Source organism: Niallia sp. 03133, assembly GCF_052663225.1.
In genome coordinates, this window is sequence record NZ_JBQTCY010000011.1 from 103284 (window position 1) to 120483 (window position 17200).

The 17200-nt window shown below is 38.5% G+C and carries 15 protein-coding genes; 12 read left to right on the forward strand and 3 right to left on the reverse strand.

Translation table 11 applies throughout. The features are described 5' to 3' along the window. Positions 1 to 165 precede the first annotated feature (165 nt). The 3 genes from ACTYBU_RS16255 to ACTYBU_RS16265 form a co-directional block, all read right to left on the reverse strand. Entirely contained in the window at positions 166 to 918 is a 753-nt protein-coding gene (locus ACTYBU_RS16255) for an IclR family transcriptional regulator (RefSeq protein ID WP_445491334.1), read from the reverse strand. 520 nt (positions 919 to 1438) lie between these two features. Continuing rightward, positions 1439 to 2461: a GTP 3',8-cyclase MoaA gene (gene moaA / locus ACTYBU_RS16260; RefSeq protein ID WP_445491335.1), complete on the reverse strand. Its 1023-nt coding sequence runs from the start codon at positions 2459 to 2461 to the stop codon at positions 1439 to 1441. Positions 2462 to 2564: 103 nt separating this feature from the next. Continuing rightward, positions 2565 to 3482 (reverse strand): LysR family transcriptional regulator, encoded by a 918-nt coding sequence (locus ACTYBU_RS16265; protein ID WP_445491437.1) that lies wholly within the window; start codon positions 3480 to 3482, stop codon positions 2565 to 2567. A 105-nt stretch (positions 3483 to 3587) separates the two neighbouring features. Here ACTYBU_RS16265 and ACTYBU_RS16270 point away from each other — a divergent pair, with 105 nt between their 5' ends. The 12 genes from ACTYBU_RS16270 to ACTYBU_RS16325 all read left to right on the forward strand — a co-directional run bounded on the left by ACTYBU_RS16270 (position 3588) and on the right by ACTYBU_RS16325 (position 17126). Next, positions 3588 to 4676 (forward strand): XdhC family protein, encoded by a 1089-nt coding sequence (locus ACTYBU_RS16270; RefSeq protein WP_445491336.1) that lies wholly within the window; start codon positions 3588 to 3590, stop codon positions 4674 to 4676. Positions 4677 to 4941: 265 nt separating this feature from the next. Next, positions 4942 to 5391, forward strand: a complete 450-nt coding sequence (locus ACTYBU_RS16275) for a CoxG family protein (protein ID WP_445491337.1) — start codon at positions 4942 to 4944, stop codon at positions 5389 to 5391. 30 nt (positions 5392 to 5421) lie between these two features. After that, the gene (locus ACTYBU_RS16280; protein ID WP_445491339.1) at positions 5422 to 6294 is read left to right on the forward strand and encodes an FAD binding domain-containing protein; all 873 of its coding nucleotides are present in this window, start codon (positions 5422 to 5424) and stop codon (positions 6292 to 6294) included. A gap of 33 nt (positions 6295 to 6327) precedes the next feature. After that, positions 6328 to 6864, forward strand: coding sequence for a (2Fe-2S)-binding protein (locus ACTYBU_RS16285; RefSeq protein WP_445491340.1), 537 nt, complete (start codon positions 6328 to 6330; stop codon positions 6862 to 6864). Between the two features lie 5 nt (positions 6865 to 6869). Continuing rightward, entirely contained in the window at positions 6870 to 9164 is a 2295-nt protein-coding gene (locus ACTYBU_RS16290; RefSeq protein WP_445491341.1) for a xanthine dehydrogenase family protein molybdopterin-binding subunit, read from the forward strand. Between the two features lie 12 nt (positions 9165 to 9176). Further along, positions 9177 to 11507, forward strand: coding sequence for a xanthine dehydrogenase family protein molybdopterin-binding subunit (locus tag ACTYBU_RS16295; protein ID WP_445491342.1), 2331 nt, complete (start codon positions 9177 to 9179; stop codon positions 11505 to 11507). A gap of 129 nt (positions 11508 to 11636) precedes the next feature. After that, positions 11637 to 12944, forward strand: a complete 1308-nt coding sequence (locus ACTYBU_RS16300; protein WP_445491344.1) for an FAD-dependent monooxygenase — start codon at positions 11637 to 11639, stop codon at positions 12942 to 12944. Positions 12945 to 13030: 86 nt separating this feature from the next. Beyond that, positions 13031 to 13861, forward strand: coding sequence for a DUF3891 family protein (locus tag ACTYBU_RS16305; RefSeq protein WP_445491345.1), 831 nt, complete (start codon positions 13031 to 13033; stop codon positions 13859 to 13861). Positions 13862 to 14091: 230 nt separating this feature from the next. After that, positions 14092 to 14847, forward strand: a complete 756-nt coding sequence (locus tag ACTYBU_RS16310; RefSeq protein ID WP_445491347.1) for a maleate cis-trans isomerase family protein — start codon at positions 14092 to 14094, stop codon at positions 14845 to 14847. Between the two features lie 53 nt (positions 14848 to 14900). After that, positions 14901 to 15272 (forward strand): DsrE family protein, encoded by a 372-nt coding sequence (locus ACTYBU_RS16315; RefSeq protein ID WP_445491348.1) that lies wholly within the window; start codon positions 14901 to 14903, stop codon positions 15270 to 15272. 12 nt (positions 15273 to 15284) lie between these two features. Beyond that, a complete protein-coding gene (locus ACTYBU_RS16320; RefSeq protein WP_445491350.1) occupies positions 15285 to 15986 on the forward strand; it encodes an isochorismatase family protein in 702 nt (233 codons plus the stop codon). A gap of 396 nt (positions 15987 to 16382) precedes the next feature. Then, the gene (locus ACTYBU_RS16325) at positions 16383 to 17126 is read left to right on the forward strand and encodes an SDR family oxidoreductase (protein ID WP_445491351.1); all 744 of its coding nucleotides are present in this window, start codon (positions 16383 to 16385) and stop codon (positions 17124 to 17126) included. Positions 17127 to 17200 lie beyond the last annotated feature (74 nt).

A 17200-nucleotide genomic window follows, 5' to 3' on the forward strand; every position in this document is an offset into this window, starting at 1 on the left:
TAGGAAGTAGAATAAAGCACACATATAATAGAAGAAAATCGGATAAAAAAGGGGAAAGGATGTTTGGAATGATAGGTTTGAAGGTTATAGAAATGAGTGTGTGTATGGACCTCATTTCTATACTTACTTAAAAATAGATAATCATGTTTTCCTAAATAATGGTACTCATAGGAATTTTGATAATTCTTTGCATTCTTTTTTTAATATCCGAATGACTTCTGATGTTGGGGAGAGGTCTAATATTCCCAATATGCCAACAACAGAGATTGTTGCTACAATATGGTTTTCTTTATCTAACACTGGGCACCCTACTGCTACTATACCTGGAATAAGGGATTCCATTGTTACTGAATATCCTTTTTTTCTGATATCAGCAATTTCTTGGAAAAAAGCATTGGAGTCGAGCTTATATTCCTTTATTTCTTTCTCCATAATCTCTTTTGTACTAGATGCAGGTGAAAATGCTGCAAACAGTCTTCCTGAAGTAGTAAGAACACTGCTGACAGGATAACCAACTTTTATTCCAATATTTATAGCACGCTGGCTTTCTTCTATATCAATCGGAAATGGACCATTACCGCGCCAAACAGATAAAAAAACGGTTTCGTTCAATGAATCTCTAAGCCTTGCCAATATCGGTTTAGCAAGGTCTTTTATATTCTTTTTTTGGGAAGTATTTTGTCCAAAGGCCATAAGATCCATTCCAATTGTATAAGAAAGAGAAGAATCCCTTTGTAAGAAGCCTTTTCGACAGAAACTAGTCAAATATCTATGTAATTTACTTTTTGATATCCCGCATAGTTCGGAAATATCTGTTATGGACAAGGGTTTATCTGCTTCTCCTATTTTTTTTAAAATATCAATCCCCAGCTCTAGTGATTGGATCCCTTGCCCGTTCATTCCCTTATCCTCTTTCATATTCTATTTTGCTCCTTTCTGTAGTTGTTAGTCCTTACGAAAATATAATGTGAAGTTTCTTCTATTATGGTTGTTTTAATGTTATTGTAATTTACCAGACTAAATAGAGGAAATCAGATGCTATAAATGAAGTAATTCTCTTTGGGATGTTCAATTTGTTTAAGAATGCGTATCTCATTTTATAAGGAAAAAAATGTTCTGCAAGATGATCGTTCGTTTACATGATGCATTTTTTTATCCCACTTTTAACGGGCAGTAAGCCCCCCACCTCGGGGATGCTGAGAAATCGAGGAAGCTAGGTGTTGAAACTCGCCCGTAAAGGTCCGATAAGTTCAACTAACCATCAGTGGGGGATGAAGAAAACCCCCACTGATGGAAAGGTTCACTTTATTATTTATCCAATAAAATGAAAACTTCTCTTCCCAATTAAACAGAAGAGAAGTTTCTTTCATACTTGATGAGAAACATTTTAGGATTATTCCTTTATGCTAAAAAATCCGGACATATGTCGAACAATGGTTTATCCGCCAATATAAGACATCTCAATCTTTTTACGGCTTTTAGCTTTTTCTTCTGTTCTTTCATCAGAGTAGCGATCTTTGCGTCCCATCCAAATTTTCTGAATAGCTAAACGTATTTGTTCATTAGAAGCATTTCTACGCAATAAGCTTCGCAGATCATAGCCACTTGATGCAAACAAGCAAGTATAGAATTTCCCTTCTGCTGAAACTCTTGCTCTTGTACAGCTTGAACAAAAGGATTCGGACACCGAAGAAACAAATCCAACTTCTGTATTGCTGCCATCATAACGGTATCTTTTTGCGACCTCTCCAAAATACTCTGCATCAATAGGTTCTAAATCATAATGTTTTTTGAGTTTGTTAATTAGTTCGTTTTTTGTAATTACTTCATTTAGATTCCAGCCATTAGAGCATCCAACATCCATAAACTCTATAAAACGCAGCGTTATTCCTTCCTTTTTCCAAAAGTCAGCCATCGATACAATTTGGTCATCATTCATTCCTTTTTTGACAACCATGTTTATTTTTACATTCAGCCCAGCATCTCTTGCTGCATATATCCCTTTTAATACAGGCTTTACACCAACGGAACGGCCGTTTATTTTCTTGAAAACCTCATCTTCTATTGCATCAAGACTCACGTTTACTCTGTGAAGTCCAGCTGTTTTTAATTGTTTCGCATATTTAGGAAGAAGTACACCGTTTGTAGTTAAGGCAATATCTTGAATACCTTCAATTGTTGTAATCGTATGTACTAACTCATGCAGGTTTTTCCTTAATAATGGTTCTCCCCCAGTTAATCGAACTTTTTCAACACCTAAATCAGCAAAAGCACGAATTAGTTTCGATATCTCAGCGAATGTTAATAGATTATCTTTGGTGAGAAATGGATAATCAGCTCCAAAAATTTCTGCAGGCATGCAATAAGTGCATCGGAAATTACATTGATCCGTAACGGAAATTCGAATATCCCTCAACGGGCGCTTATATTGGTCAATCGTTATATCATTGCTATTTAACATATGTGCATCTCTCCAAACTTCTGATCAGCTTGCATGCTGCTCTTTACTATAACATTCTTCCTAAATGTCTAGGGAGGCGTCATATTAATTGGATAGTCAACATTTATATAAGTAAAGGCAAATTTGACTCCTTTAAGAAAATATCTTCATAGAATATTTCGTTTTTCCTTGAAACTAAATAATAATGAATCTCGTTGTTCAATAACTCATCATGAATGGGAATGTAAACTAACCCTCCATTTTTAAGATCCTCGTGAAAGGCATTTGATGGAAGAAAGGATACACCATTATGATTATGAATTAGATCATTTACTAATTCAATTTGATTCGTCATGATTCTTTTTTTGCATTTCATATTGAAAAGATCCATTGATACTCTAGATAAAGGTTTATAGAAAATTAAATATTCCTTTTCAAGGTCCTTCGTTTTATCCAAACGCTTTTTCCTTGCTAAAGGATGCTTATTTGAAACGACTACACCAATTTTTTCACGATGAACAAGGTAGGATTCTAGTTGTTTATGAATGATGGGTTCTGCCACGAAAGCTAAATCCAATACTCCATCGACAAGAGATTTAGCGATTAGCGTGTGATCCATAATTAAAAGGTCAATATTCTTGTTGTGGATATCATTAAGTAAATTTATTTTTTCGTAGATAAATGGATGTGTTAAGGCAACAGAGCTGCCAATTGTCATTAAACGTTCATTGGAATTTTGGTTTAGTTCACTTTTTGCTGTATTTAAGGTTTCAATTACTTGTTCTGCGTATGGATGAAATAATTTCCCTGCTCTAGTAAGTTCAACACTTCGTTTTCCTTTTTTCCCTCTTACAAAAAGCTCCTGACCCATTTCTTCTTCTAAGTAGCGAATACGATTTGATATCGTTGGCTGGGGAACATATAGGCATTTAGCTGCCTCCGTAAAATTTCCATAATTGCAGACAATTAAGAAAGTTTCTAAATATAGAAGATTAATAGTAAACTCACCCCTTAAAAAATAATAAAAAAGATTTCTGAAAATTTGTTATTTTATAAAATTTAGTATATCATTTATTCACCAATTGTAAATAACAATTTATTCATAGTGAATATATTGTTGTGGAATATTTAAAGGAGGCTGAAAAGGTTGAATGATATTTGTCGTTTAATAAAAAGTTTAAAAAGCAAAAAGGATAAAATATTTGCGATGGCAACTATTACCCGAGTTGATGGCTCTGCTTATAGACGCGAAGGAGCAAAAATGCTCATAAAAGAAGATGGCAGTTATGCTGGCACGATAAGTGCAGGATGCTTAGAAGAAGATTTAATCTATCATGGAAAACAAGTAATCGAGTCCCTTAATGCAAAAACGGTCAACTATGATTTACGATCTACAGATGATCTTTCTTGGGGACAAGGAGCAGGATGTGATGGAGATATAGAAGTATTGGTCGAGCCAATTGGATGGAGTTTCAATCAATTACAGAAGGATGCTTTCATTTGGCCGGTTATTGATCAATTGCTGAACCGAGGAGAAATTCTTGTTTCTGCAAAATGTTTGACGATTGGTGATCAGCGGGGGGATGTATATTTATATTCTGGAAATGGAGAAGTTTTAGAAGGAGCAAAAGACGAAAGCATCGGACTAAAGCTGATGCCGACTATTAAACAATTTATTAAGAGCGGAACGAATGTTCGTTTAGTGTGCAACGAAGAGGAGAACAAGGAATTTTTATTAGAGCTTTATAAACCAAAAGAATTATTATATATATTTGGTGCTGGCCCAGATGCAGAGCCATTGGTTAAACTTGCTTCTCAAGCCGATTTTTCTGTTGCAGTAATTGATCCGAGAAGCGCCAGATGTTGTGAAGAATATTTTCCTGATGCAGATTTTCGGTACGTGGAGCATGCTGAAACATTTTTTCAAAAAAGACAAATTCCAAATCAAGCTTATGTGCTAATCATGACCCATAGTTTCTCAAGGGATCAAGAGATTTTGCAACACATTGCGCAATCATCTTTGAAATATATAGGCGTATTAGGACCAAAAAGAAGAACGGAAAAGTTAGTAGTGGACAAAAACCTATTGCCTTTCATTCATTCTCCAATAGGTTTAGCAATTGGGGCAGAAGGTCCAGATGAGATTAGCATAAGCATTGTAGCGGAACTAATAAAAAAAAGAAATGCTGTTGAAACAAAAGAGGAAGAGCCAAGAGCAGTATATTGTGAAAGATAAAAAAGCCAAAATTCTTCTGAAATAGTCAGGGGAGTTTTGGCTTTTTTTGCTTGAAATAACGCTATTTCTTTTAACTGTAAACGACCACAAAAATAAAAGGCTATAAAAAAATTTAATAATTTCATAAAAATGACGTATTTCACAATGAAACATTAAATACTCTATAATCGCTTTAAGTTACAGAAGATTCTCACAAAGAAGTGGGTCGAGGATTATTCAACAATATAATTACAACAAAATTTGACAAACAAAGGTGGTTTTATCATTGAAAGTACAAGGTGATATCAAGGTAGATGCTAGTAAAGAAGCGGTTTGGAATGCTCTTAATGATCCAGAGGTTTTAAGTAAAGCAACACCTGGCTGTAAAGCTTTAAATGAAATTGGACCAGACACATATAAGGCAGAAGTGGTTTTAGGAATTGCAGCAGTTCGAGGTGCTTATGAGGCAGAAATACAAATTCTTGAAAAAACAGCGCCAGACAAATATAGAATTATCATGAAGGCAGACAGCAAAATGGGGTTTGTGGAAGGGAATGCAGTAGTGGAACTAGATTACGCTGATTCCAAAACAACCATTCGTTATGAGGGAGAAGCAAAGGTTGGAGGATTAATAGCAGGAGTCGGACAGAGAATTCTATCAGGAATCGCAAAGATGATTGTGAAGGATTTCTTTAAGAAAATTGCGGCAGAAACAAAAACGAAAGAATTAAGATAAAAATTTGCATCGGAAGAGAGGTTAAAGAAAATGAAGCCAGCGGTTTTTGAGTATGAAACCCCAACAACCTTAAGTGAAGCATTATGCTTATTGGATGAGTTTGGCTATGATGCAAAAATCATGTCAGGCGGACAAAGTTTAATCCCGATGATGAATATGCGGCTAGCACGTCCTCAAGTAATCATCGATATTAATCGTATTGAGGAATTAAATTATATCCGGGTAACCGAATCTGAAATACAAATTGGAGGACTGACTCATCATTATCAAGTGGAGGAGTCAAAAGAAATCAAAAAAGTCTGCCCTCTTATTACAGAAGGGATGAAGTTAATCGGACATTCTCAAATCAGATCGCGGGGAACGATAGGAGGAAGTGTTGTACATGCAGACCCTACTGCTGAACTTCCAGTTATGTTGAGCACACTGGGAGCAACAATTACACTAGCCTCTTCGGAAGGATACCGTACGATTGAAACAGATGAATTCTTTTTAACTTACTTAACAACAACCATAGAAATGAATGAAATTCTCGTTTCCATTCAAATCCCCATTCCACCAGCCAATACTGGCTATGCAATTGATGAATTTACATTAAGAAAAGGGGATTTTGCCATTGTGCTTGCCGCTGCTTCTATCACGTTGGATGGAGAGGGGAGAATAAGTTCAGCCACTCTCGGTTTAGGGGGTGTGGATGGAGTTCCTGTTCTTTTAGATGAAGTGACAGACGGTTTGGTTGGGAATTTTCCTAGTCGTGAATTAATCAGTGAATGCTGCTCTGTTATTAAAGAATTGATTGATCCAGAACCGGATATCCATGCAAGTGCTGAATATCGCAAGGATTTATGTGTTACGTATGCTATTCGCGTCTTAGAACGGGCAGCAGAAAGGGCTGCGAAACAATAGGCTGTCATTTACTAAATTTACGGAGGTGGGAAGATGAAGGAGCGTAATTTAAAAAATATTGAAGTAACCGTTAATGGAAAAGAGTACAATGTATCCCTTGAACCAAGAATGCTTTTATCGGATGCGTTGAGAGATGAGCTAGGTTTAACAGGAACGCATGTTGGATGTGAGCATGGTATTTGCGGCGCTTGTACAGTAATCATGAATGGAAGACCTGTCCGTTCTTGTCTCGTATTTGGAGTTCAAGCAGATAAGGCCGACATTCAAACAGTTGAAGGATTGGCCGATCCAGGTGGAACCCTTCATCCATTGCAGGAAGCTTTTTGGGAAAAGCATGGCTTGCAATGTGGTTTTTGTACACCAGGGATGCTAATGTCTGCCTGCCATTTCCTTGAAGAGAATCCGGATCCGACCAGAGAAGAAATACGAGAAGGCATCTCAGGAAATTTATGCCGCTGCACTGGCTACCAAAATATCGTCGATGCAGTAGAACTGGCAGCAGAGCGTATAAATAAAGAGAAAAAATGTAAATCAGAAGCAAGTGCTTTGGTGCCTGCAGAAGGGAAGTGACTACCATGTCTATTGGTACCAGTGTGAAGCGAATAGAAGATCCTCGGTTAATTACTGGAAACGGCCGATATGTAGGGGACATTAATTTACCGGACCAATGCGAAGCATTCATTTTGAGAAGTCCCCATGCGCATGCTGTAATCCTTGACATTGATACAGAAAAAGCGAAACAACTTCCTGATGTTTTGATGATAATGACAGGAAGGGATCTTCCAGAAGATTTGCAGCCTATTCCTATGAGGCTTGCTCCTAATGAAGCATTATCGAAAGCGTTGCAATATCCATTAGCAACAGATAAGGTCCGTTATGTTGGAGAACCAGTAGCGTTGATTATAGCTGCCACTAGATATATTGCAGAAGATGCTGCAGATTTAATTGATGTTGCTTATGAACCGCTGCCTCCAATTACAGATGTTCAGAAAGCCATACAACCAGAAACGGATTTGCTGCATCCTGATATAGGAAGTAATGATGTCTTTGTCATTCATTCTGTAAAAGGCTCAGTTGATGACGAGTTGGCAAAGTGCCCTTTCATTATACAAGAAGAATTATCTGTTCAGCGGCATTCTGGGATTCCCCTGGAAACAAGAGGCCTCCTTGCAGTAGCCGATGAGAATCAAAGGCTAACTGTTTATGGACCCACAAAAGTAGTACACTTCAATCATCAGATACTGGCAACTCTTTTAAAGAAAAAGAAAGAGGATATCCGGCTTGTGGAAACGGACGTTGGCGGCGGTTTTGGACCAAGGGGAGAATTTTATCCGGAAGACTACTTAATTCCCTATGCCGCTTTGAAAATTGGAAAACCAATTAAATGGGTAGAAGATAGGCTTGAACATATGAAGGCGACGAATCATTCTCGCGAACAAAAACACTATATTACTGTTGGATTTAATGGAAATGGCAGAATCTTAGCATTGCGTGATGAGATTTATGTCGATACCGGAGCTTATATTCGTACCCATGGAGTAACAGTACCAGTATTAACACAAGGGATGCTTCCAGGTCCATACGATATTGATGCATTAGAATTTACCACTCATGTAGTGGCAACGAATAAGACCCCAACCGGTACATATCGTGGACCAGGCAGGTTTGAAGGGACTTTTGTTCGTGAACGTGTAATGGATATCGTAGCGAGGAAGCTTAAAATGGATGCAACGGAAGTAAGAAAAGTAAACTTGATTCAACCAGAGCAAATGCCATATAGCAACGGAATTTCTGCACTTGGACAGGTGGTTGAATACGACAGCGGAAATTATCCTCTCCTATTGGAAAATGCCCGTCTAAAAATGAATTGGAAAGAGTTTGCTGAGCGGAAGGCTGAAGCAGAAGCACAAGGAAAATTAATCGGTTTGGGATTTGCTATGTTTGTTGAAAAATCTGGACTAGGCCCATGGGAATTTTGTGAAGTTAGTTTTTTGGAAAATGGCGAGGTTTTATGCAAAACAGGGCTGGCAGATGTAGGGCAGGGTGTGAAGACAACCTTAGCACAAATATGTGCACAACAGCTGGGAATCCCTTATTCAAAAGTAAAGGTCCTTCATGGCGATACCGATGAAGTGGAGAAAGGAAACGGCTCCTTTGCAACACGTGGAACGGTGGTTGGAGGATCTGCTGCATGGTATGCCGCTGAAGCACTTAAAAAGAAAGTATTAAGTGCAGCGTCGGAGCAATTTCAGCTGCCGCAGGAAGAATTGGATATACAGAATGAGGCTATTATTTGGGTTGCGAAAGAACAGCCTATCTGTCCATTGGCAAGTCTTTTGGAATCGTGTAGAAAGCAGGAAATAGACCTTAGTGAAAAATATACTTTTTCCATTGATCATATGTCCTATCCATATGGAATTCATGCCGCAGAAGTAGAAATTGATGCCGATACAGGGAAAGTGAAAATGGAGAAATATTATATTGCTTATGATGTGGGACGGGCGATTAATCCATTATTGGTGCACGGACAGCTTGTCGGTGGCATGGCACAAGGACTCGGTGGAGCGATGTATGAAGAACTTCGCTATGATGATATGGGCCAGCTTATTACAGGAACCTTTATGGATTATTTAATACCTAGTTCAATGGAGATGCCTGAGATTGATATAGAAATTTTAGAGAATTCCCCGTCTCCATTAAATCCGCTTGGTGTAAAAGGAGCAGGTGAAGGAGGAACGGTAGCGGTGGCTCCGGCAGTGGCAAATGCTATCATGAATGCTCTAGAAAAATATCCTATTAATATCACTTCTTTACCTATTCGACCAGAGATCATTCGAGAGGCAATAAAAAAAGGTACGGCAATAAAATAAGGAGGTGGAAGCATGAAGTATGTAGGAAAAGCCATTAAGAGAAAAATTGATCCACGAATAATCCGCGGAAACGGGCGGTATATTGCAGACTTGAATATTCCAGGCACATTAACTGCAGCATTTTTAAGAAGCCCACACGCCCATGCACATATTCGTGATTACGATCTAGAACAAGCACGAAAACTGCCAGGTGTTATAGCGGTTTTTGGACCAGGGGACGGGGAATCATTCCCTTCTCTTCCTGCTTTATTTCCCCATCCCAATCTTGTACCGGTAACGCAGCGCCCATTTAGCTGCGATGTGCATCATGTCGGCGAGCCAGTGGCTATGGTTATTGCAACGAATCGTTATATAGCAGAGGATGCACTGGATCTTATTCAAGTGAATTATGAGCCGATGCCAAGTGTTGCTCACTTAAATGATGCGATAAAAAAAGATGCACCTCTAGCACATCAGCACTTGAACTCAAATGTAGCTGCTCATTTCCAGCAGTCAGTTGGGGATGCGGACTCAGCAATGAAAGAAGCGCCTATTGTCGTCCACCAACAATTTAACATAGGACGCGTCAGTTGTCTGCCTATAGAAACGAGAGGGTTGCTTGCTAAATGGGAGTTGTTTGGACCTGAACCAAAGTTGGAAGTTTATGCGGCAACACAGAGCCAGCATGAAATGAGATCCATTTTATCTAAGTTATTAAAAATACCAGAAAATAATATAAGGGTAAAAGCCCCTGATGTGGGGGGAGCTTTTGGCGCAAAGGCAATCTTTTACGTAGAAGATTTTCTTATAACGTGGGCTGCACTTATGGTAAATGCACCTGTACGTTGGATTGAAGACCGTATGGAACATATGATGAGTTCAATTCATGAGAGGGAACAGCTTCATGAAGCATCACTTGGGATTACAAAGGATGGAAAGATTCTTGCAGTTACAGATACAATGCTGGCAAATACTGGTGCGTATGTTCCGTGGGGAATTATTGTGCCAATAATGACTTCAACACTTATACCAGGACCGTATAAAGTCCCAAATTATCATTGCGATGCAAAAGTTTTATATACAAATACCGTTCCATTAGCTCCGTTTCGAGGTGCTGGCCGTCCGCAGGCAGCATTGATATTAAACCGATTATTAGATCAAGCAGCTAAAAAGCTGCAGATGGACCCGGTAGAGATTCGCAGACGCAATTTAATTGGAAAGGAAGAATTTCCTTATAGAACTGGCCTCAGATCCCGCGATGGAAGTCCGCAAATATATGACAGCGGCGACTATGAAAAAGTTTTAAAAGAAGCGGTAGAGCTTTCAGAATATACAGAATGGCGCAAACGTCAGGTGGAGTACCGCCAAGAAGGGCGCTATATTGGCATTGGGGTTGCATCAGCAATTGAGAATACAGGGTTTGGTTCATTCGAAGGAGCGACTGTACGAGTAGAAATTAATGGAGATATTACCGTGTTGACAAGTGCTGCAACGCAAGGACAAGGTCATGAGACATCTCTTGCTCAAATTGCAGCAGAAGTTTTGGATGTGCCATTGGATAAGGTTACAGTTCTTGAAGGGGATACAAGCCTTATTTCGTACGGCACAGGAACATTTGCCAGCAGGATAGCTACGATCGTTGGAACAGCAGTATATAAAGCATCTCAAGGTTTAAGAGATAAAGCATATAAAATTGCATCGGAGAAACTGAAAACGGATGTAGAAAATGTGATTATAAAGGATGGCTGCGTCATTTCGCTGGATAATCCTTCTAACTATATGACGTTGGCAGATATTGCACATGAGGCAAGAGGCTTGTTTCCAGGCACTACATTTCCCTATTCTGTTTCACCAGGTTTAGAAGTGACGGATTATTTTGCTCCAACAGCTGCAGCTGTAACTGGAATGACGGATATTGCAGTAGTGGAGGTAGATCCAGATTCTTGTGCCATCCGCATTTTAGAATATACATCGATTCATGATAATGGTAAACTGCTTAATCCTTTGATTGTGAAAGGGCAGGTCCAAGGCGGCATTTCTAACGGAATTGGAACAGCTCTGTATGAGGAAGTAGTTTATGATCAGCAAGGTCAGTTGTTAACAAGTACATTAATGGATTATCTTGTTCCTTCTTCCTGCGAGATTCCTGATATGAAAATCGGCCATGTAGAGACCCCATCCCCCCTTAATCCCCTTGGCATGAAAGGGGCAGGAGAAAGCGGAACAATCCCTGTTCCAGCTGTTTTGCAGTCGGCAATAGAAGATGCTTTGCGAGAGTGGAATATAAAGCTGGGAATGATTCCAGTAAAACCGGCAAAAATTAAAGAACTTTTAGAAAGATCAAAAGATCTTGTTATGAAATAAAAGTATGTTCAAAAAGAAAAAGTGATAAATAGAGCAATTGGATCGAAGATAGTAGACGTACATGGTCAGCAGTACTTAGATGTTTTCTAAGGGAAGTGAAAATTTGTAAGGAAATAGGTGATTTCATTTATGGATAAAATGGTTCAAGAAGTTAAATCAGATATATGTATTGTTGGCGCCGGCCCTGCAGGAATGCTACTCGGACTGCTTTTGGCAAAACAAGGATTAGAAGTAGTTGTATTAGAACAAAATGCAGATTTTCATAGAGAATATCGAGGAGAGATTACCCAGCCGCGTTTTGTTCAATTAATGAAACAGCTGAATCTGCTGGATTATATTGAATCCAATTCCCATGTGAAAATTCCTGAAGTAACTGTCTTTCATAATAATGTGGAAATAATGAATCTTGCATTTAATACATTAATTGAGGAAGAAAGCTATTGTGCTAGATTAACGCAGCCTACCTTATTAATGGCATTGCTGGAAAAAGCCAAGAAGTATCCAAACTTTACCTTGTTATTTAATACAAAAGTGAAGAATCTGCTAAGAGAAGAAGATAAAATTACAGGCGTATATGCTCTAGCAAAATCAGGTGAACAGATTAACTTCTTAAAAGATTCCGTATTTGAGGGAGAGTTGACAATAAAATCGAGTGTAACGGTTGGGGTTGACGGGAGAAATTCAACCATAGAAAAACTGGCTGGTTTTGAACTGGATCTAGATTATCATGATAACGATCTTTTATGGTTTTCTTTTAAAAAGCCTGAATCCTGGGATTATAATATCTACCATTTTTATTTTCAGAAAAATTACAATTATCTATTTTTGCCTAAGCTGGATAATTACATTCAATGCGGGATTTCTCTTACGAAAGGGGAATTTCAAAAAATCAAGAAGGGCGGTATAGAACCATTTAAAGAGAAAATAATTGCTGATTTGCCATTTTTGGAACCATATGTCGCACCATTGACAGATTTTAAATCCTTTGTACTGCTTTTATGCAAAATGAGATATGTCCATGATTGGGCAAAAGATGGCTGTTTATTGATTGGCGATGCTGCTCATTGTGTCACCCCTTGGGGAGCGGTAGGCAGCACGCTGGCTATGGGTACGGCAGTAGTGGCTGCAGATGTGATTTATAAAGGATATAAAAAAGGAGATTTATCCTTGGAAACATTGAAGCAAGTTCAAAAAAGACGCAAAGAAGAAGTGAAAATGATTCAAAGCATTCAATTAACGTTAGAAAAATTCTTAACGAGGGAGCCTCTTAAAAAAGACTTGGCACCGTTAATATTCAACATTGCCACAAAAATGCCAGACGTTACCTCCTTTTATCAGAAATTATTTACAAGAGATCAGCCCATTGATATTGATGATTCTTTTGTATTCAGCGACGAAGCAACAGAAAAAAGCACGACAGAGCATAGTGTTGTTTAATGGAAACTTGTAATTTGGAAAAGCGAACAAGATGCACCTTAAAATGCTCTAGTATTGTTAATTAATAAAAGAAAGGAGAGAATAAGATGTTTATTACAAAGCATAATGATGGATTTTTGTATATTGTCAATCAATATGACCATTCCATACAGGCAGGAGAAGTGGCAAGGCATTGGGGAAATGAACAGTTTGATAGTCCTGAGCACTTTGACTCTTTTTGTCTGGCGGTAGAAAAGCATGATATCGGCTGGATCGATTCTGATGCAAAAGTATTGTTTAATCCAGATACTTGCCAGCCAGTTCCCTTTTTAAAAGTTAATTTATTGCAGCATGTCGACTTCTATGGAAAAGGTTATGAAAAAGTGAAAGAAGAAGATCCATATGCAGGACTTTTAGTTGGGATGCATTGGATGGGGCTTTATACAAGCCGTTTTGGGTATGACCCCTCCTTTACTTTTAACATCCCTGAGGAATTGGCTTCTTTTATAGACGATACTATCGTCAACAAGCAGAAGGAATGGGTTGATCTTAAGATGCAATTGTGGAACAGATCCATGCCGAAAAGTAAGTTTGAGGATCAATTATGGCTGAATTACGAATTAGTTCAGTTGATGGATAGACTTTCTCAATATGTATCCATGCATAAACTTGATACAAAGGAAGAAATTACGATTGGCCCTGTTCGCAAATCAATAAACAGTGAAGGAGAAATGATTACCGTTCAGGGGCAAGGGGATGGAACGATTGTGTTGGATCCTTTTCCTTTTAAAACGCCTGTTGAAACAACGGTTCGCTTCCGTAAAATTCCAGATGCTCGATATGAATCGCATGCAGACGTATACAAAGTAATGGAAGAAGCAGAAATGGAATTTATTACGTGGAAATTTGTTCCTAAAAATAAGGAGCTAATAAAGTGAACCTTTCCATCAGTCGGGGTTATCTTCATCCCCCACTGATGGTTAGTTGAACTTATCGGACCTTTACGGGCGAGTTTCAACACCTAGCTTCTTCGATTTCTCAGCATCCCCGAGGTGGGGGTCTTACTGCCCGTTAAGAGTGGGATAAAAGGATCAGCGGAACAACAGAGTGTCATCTCCTAGTTGAAAATTTGAATATTCCAATTAAGTAAGGATAGAAAGGATAAATAATGAAAAAAGAATATCGAATGGGTCTTATTGTACCAAGCTCTAATACTACGATGGAAAAGGAAATTCCAGCAATGCTGCAAGCACGTATGCAAATAGAACCAGATGAATCGTTTACTTTTCATTCCAGCCGCATGCGCATGATGCATGTAACTAAAGAAGAACTGGCAAAGATGGATACAGACAGTGACCGCTGTGCATTAGAGCTGTCAGATGCACGATGTGATGCATTGGCATATGCCTGTCTTGTAGCGATTATGTCCCAAGGACCTGGCTATCATTGTATTTCGGAAGAAAGATTGTCTAAAGTGGCAAAAGAAAATGGCTCGCCTGTTCCAGTCATCAGCAGTGCTGGCGCGTTGATTGAAGGAATAAATGCGCTGGAAGCAAAAAAAGTAGCGATCATTACACCATATATGAAGCCATTAACTAATTTAGTGATTGATTATATCGAATCGACAGGCATTGAAGTAACAGACTCTATTAGTCTAGAAGTTTCCGATAATTTAGCTGTTGGCAGACTAGATCCACTAAACTTGACTACTATTGTGAAGGACTTGGATACAAGCAGAGCAGATGCCGTTGTATTGTCAGCATGTGTACAAATGCAATCCTTGCCTGCCATTCAAAAAGTGCAAGACACAATGGAACTGCCAGTTCTTTCAGCTGCAACATCAACCGTTTATCAAATTCTAAAAAAATTAAATCTAAAGCCGGTTGTACCTAATGCTGGATATCTTCTTTCGAGAGGTTTCTAACACGGCAACTATAAAATATATAATCAAAACAATATAGAATAGGAGAAGTGAAGATGGCAAAAATACTTATTCATTTAACACATGGCCCAGAAGCGCCAACCCAAGCAGATCGAGCATTTCTTATTGCAAAAACAGCAGTTGAAGAAGGACATAGTGTTTCGATGTTTCTAGCAGGAAGTGCTGTTTCTCTTATGAAGGATGAGGTATTGGACAGCGTCATTGGAATTGGAGAAGGTGTTACAACACTTAGAGAATCCTTTAACCAGATTATTGAAGGAAAGGGGACTATTTATTTATCCCGAATTTCCTGTGGAGCAAGAGGCGTAACAAATGAAATCCTGGAAGGAAAACAAGTCGAGCTTATCCCTCCAAATGTATTTGTTCAATTAACAGTTGATCATGATCGTGTCATTACATACGGATAAGGAGAGGTGGCTATGAAACGAATTTGGGATGATTATTTAGATGAACGGGATAAAAAAGTCTACCAAAAAGCTGGACTTGGAAGTGAGATGGGCATTGGTGAAAAAACTGCCCTTTTAATTGTAGATGTTCAGTATGGATTTACCGGAGATTTTCCAGAGAATATTGAAGATTCGATTCAACAATATCCAACAAGCTGTGGTGAAAGCAGCTGGCAGGCTATTGGACATATTAAAGAATTATTAGACGCAGCGAGAAAAGCGGAACTGCCAATTTTTTATACGATTATTGAAGGAAGCAAAACATTCCCTAATGATCGTGTTTCCATCAAAGGAAACATCTTTGACCATCCAGCATTATTGGAAGGGGAAAAAGGAGCCAAAGTAGTAGAAGAGCTTAAGCCTCAATATGGAGAGGTAGTTATTTCCAAAAAGAAACCAAGTGCATTTTTCGGAACGCCATTGGCTTCCTATCTTACTGCAAAACAAATAGATACGCTGATCATTACAGGGTGTACAACAAGCGGCTGCGTACGTGCATCAGTCATTGACGCCTTTTCCTATAATTATAAGGTTGTAGTCCCAGAGGAATGTTCATTCGACAGAGGCATTGCTTCCCATGCTATTAATCTTTTTGATATGCAGCAGAAATATGCTGATGTTCGACCAGTAGAAAAAGTAATAAAAGAGATTACTAGCAAAGCTCTTAAAGTATAAATAAATTTCAAGCTGCCATTTTACAGGCTATTCCTAAACCTTTACTTTGTCACTCGATGACCAGCATTGCCATTCATGACAAAACATCTGGGTAAGGCGTTAAAACAGAAGAAAAAAATAAGTTTTTTGATAAAAATATAGTTAAATTCCGTTTTACAAAAACCCAGCTGAAACATTCAATTGATGTTCAGTTGGGTTTTTTGTATTAATTTCGAACTAGACTTGAATTATAGATGTTCGTTTTTGGTAGGAAATTCGGGCAATTTATCCCACACTTAACGGGCAGTAAAACCCCCACTGATGGAAGGTTCACTTTATATTAATCCCTTGACCTAGAGAACACTCTAGGTACTATACTGAGAAACATATCTTTAGTACAGAAAGGGATGGTTGGATTTGTTAAACGTGGAAGGAAAAGTTGTTGTTATCACAGGAGCGTCAAGTGGTATTGGAGAAGCCGCAGCAAAATTGCTAGCTTATAATGGTGCAAAGATTGTTCTAGCAGCAAGAAGAGAGGAGCGTTTAAAGAATCTTACATCTACTCTAGATAAACAAAGCAACACTGCTGTGTATAAAGTTACAAATGTTGCTTCTCATAAGGAAATGGAGGAGCTTGCCCGTTTTACTATCGACACGTTTGGTCAAATTGATGTGTTAATAAACAATGCAGGTACCATGCCACTTTCTTATTTACACGAAAAGAAGGTAGCAGAATGGGAACAAATGATTGATGTCAATATAAAAGGGGTGCTTTATGGTATTGCTGCAGTTCTTCCATTTATGAGAGAGCGGAAACAAGGACATATCATTGATGTTTCCTCCGTAACAGGACATTTAGTAAGAAAAACTTGGGCCGTTTATTCTGGAACAAAATTTGCTGTCCGGGCTATTACGGATGGCTTGCGTCAAGAAGAAGCAGAGAACAATATTCGCACTACCATTATTTGCCCGGGAACAGTAGAAACAGAGCTGCTTGATACAGTTACAAATGCAGAAGTAAGGAAAAGCTTAGAGGCTTATGCAGCACAAATTGCATTGCCTGCAGAAGCCATTGCTCAATCCATCCTCTATGCTATTTCACAACCGGAAAATACAGCGATTAATGAAATAATCGTAAGACCGACAAAACAAGAAATATAAAACCAAAGATTTGGCTCATCTTTTTAGGTGAGTCATTATTTTTTAAAATAAAATGTAAATCCATTCTTTGAGAA

Coding starts and splice junctions, on each gene's coding strand:
- ACTYBU_RS16315 (WP_445491348.1), top strand. CDS start 14,901: ATGGCAAAAATACTTATTCATTTAACACATGGCCCAGAAGCGCCAACC.
- ACTYBU_RS16280 (WP_445491339.1), top strand. CDS start 5,422: ATGAAGCCAGCGGTTTTTGAGTATGAAACCCCAACAACCTTAAGTGAA.
- moaA (WP_445491335.1), bottom strand. CDS start 2,461: ATGTTAAATAGCAATGATATAACGATTGACCAATATAAGCGCCCGTTG.
- ACTYBU_RS16290 (WP_445491341.1), top strand. CDS start 6,870: ATGTCTATTGGTACCAGTGTGAAGCGAATAGAAGATCCTCGGTTAATT.
- ACTYBU_RS16310 (WP_445491347.1), top strand. CDS start 14,092: ATGAAAAAAGAATATCGAATGGGTCTTATTGTACCAAGCTCTAATACT.
- ACTYBU_RS16255 (WP_445491334.1), bottom strand. CDS start 918: ATGAAAGAGGATAAGGGAATGAACGGGCAAGGGATCCAATCACTAGAG.
- ACTYBU_RS16285 (WP_445491340.1), top strand. CDS start 6,328: ATGAAGGAGCGTAATTTAAAAAATATTGAAGTAACCGTTAATGGAAAA.
- ACTYBU_RS16305 (WP_445491345.1), top strand. CDS start 13,031: ATGTTTATTACAAAGCATAATGATGGATTTTTGTATATTGTCAATCAA.
- ACTYBU_RS16300 (WP_445491344.1), top strand. CDS start 11,637: ATGGATAAAATGGTTCAAGAAGTTAAATCAGATATATGTATTGTTGGC.
- ACTYBU_RS16295 (WP_445491342.1), top strand. CDS start 9,177: ATGAAGTATGTAGGAAAAGCCATTAAGAGAAAAATTGATCCACGAATA.
- ACTYBU_RS16320 (WP_445491350.1), top strand. CDS start 15,285: ATGAAACGAATTTGGGATGATTATTTAGATGAACGGGATAAAAAAGTC.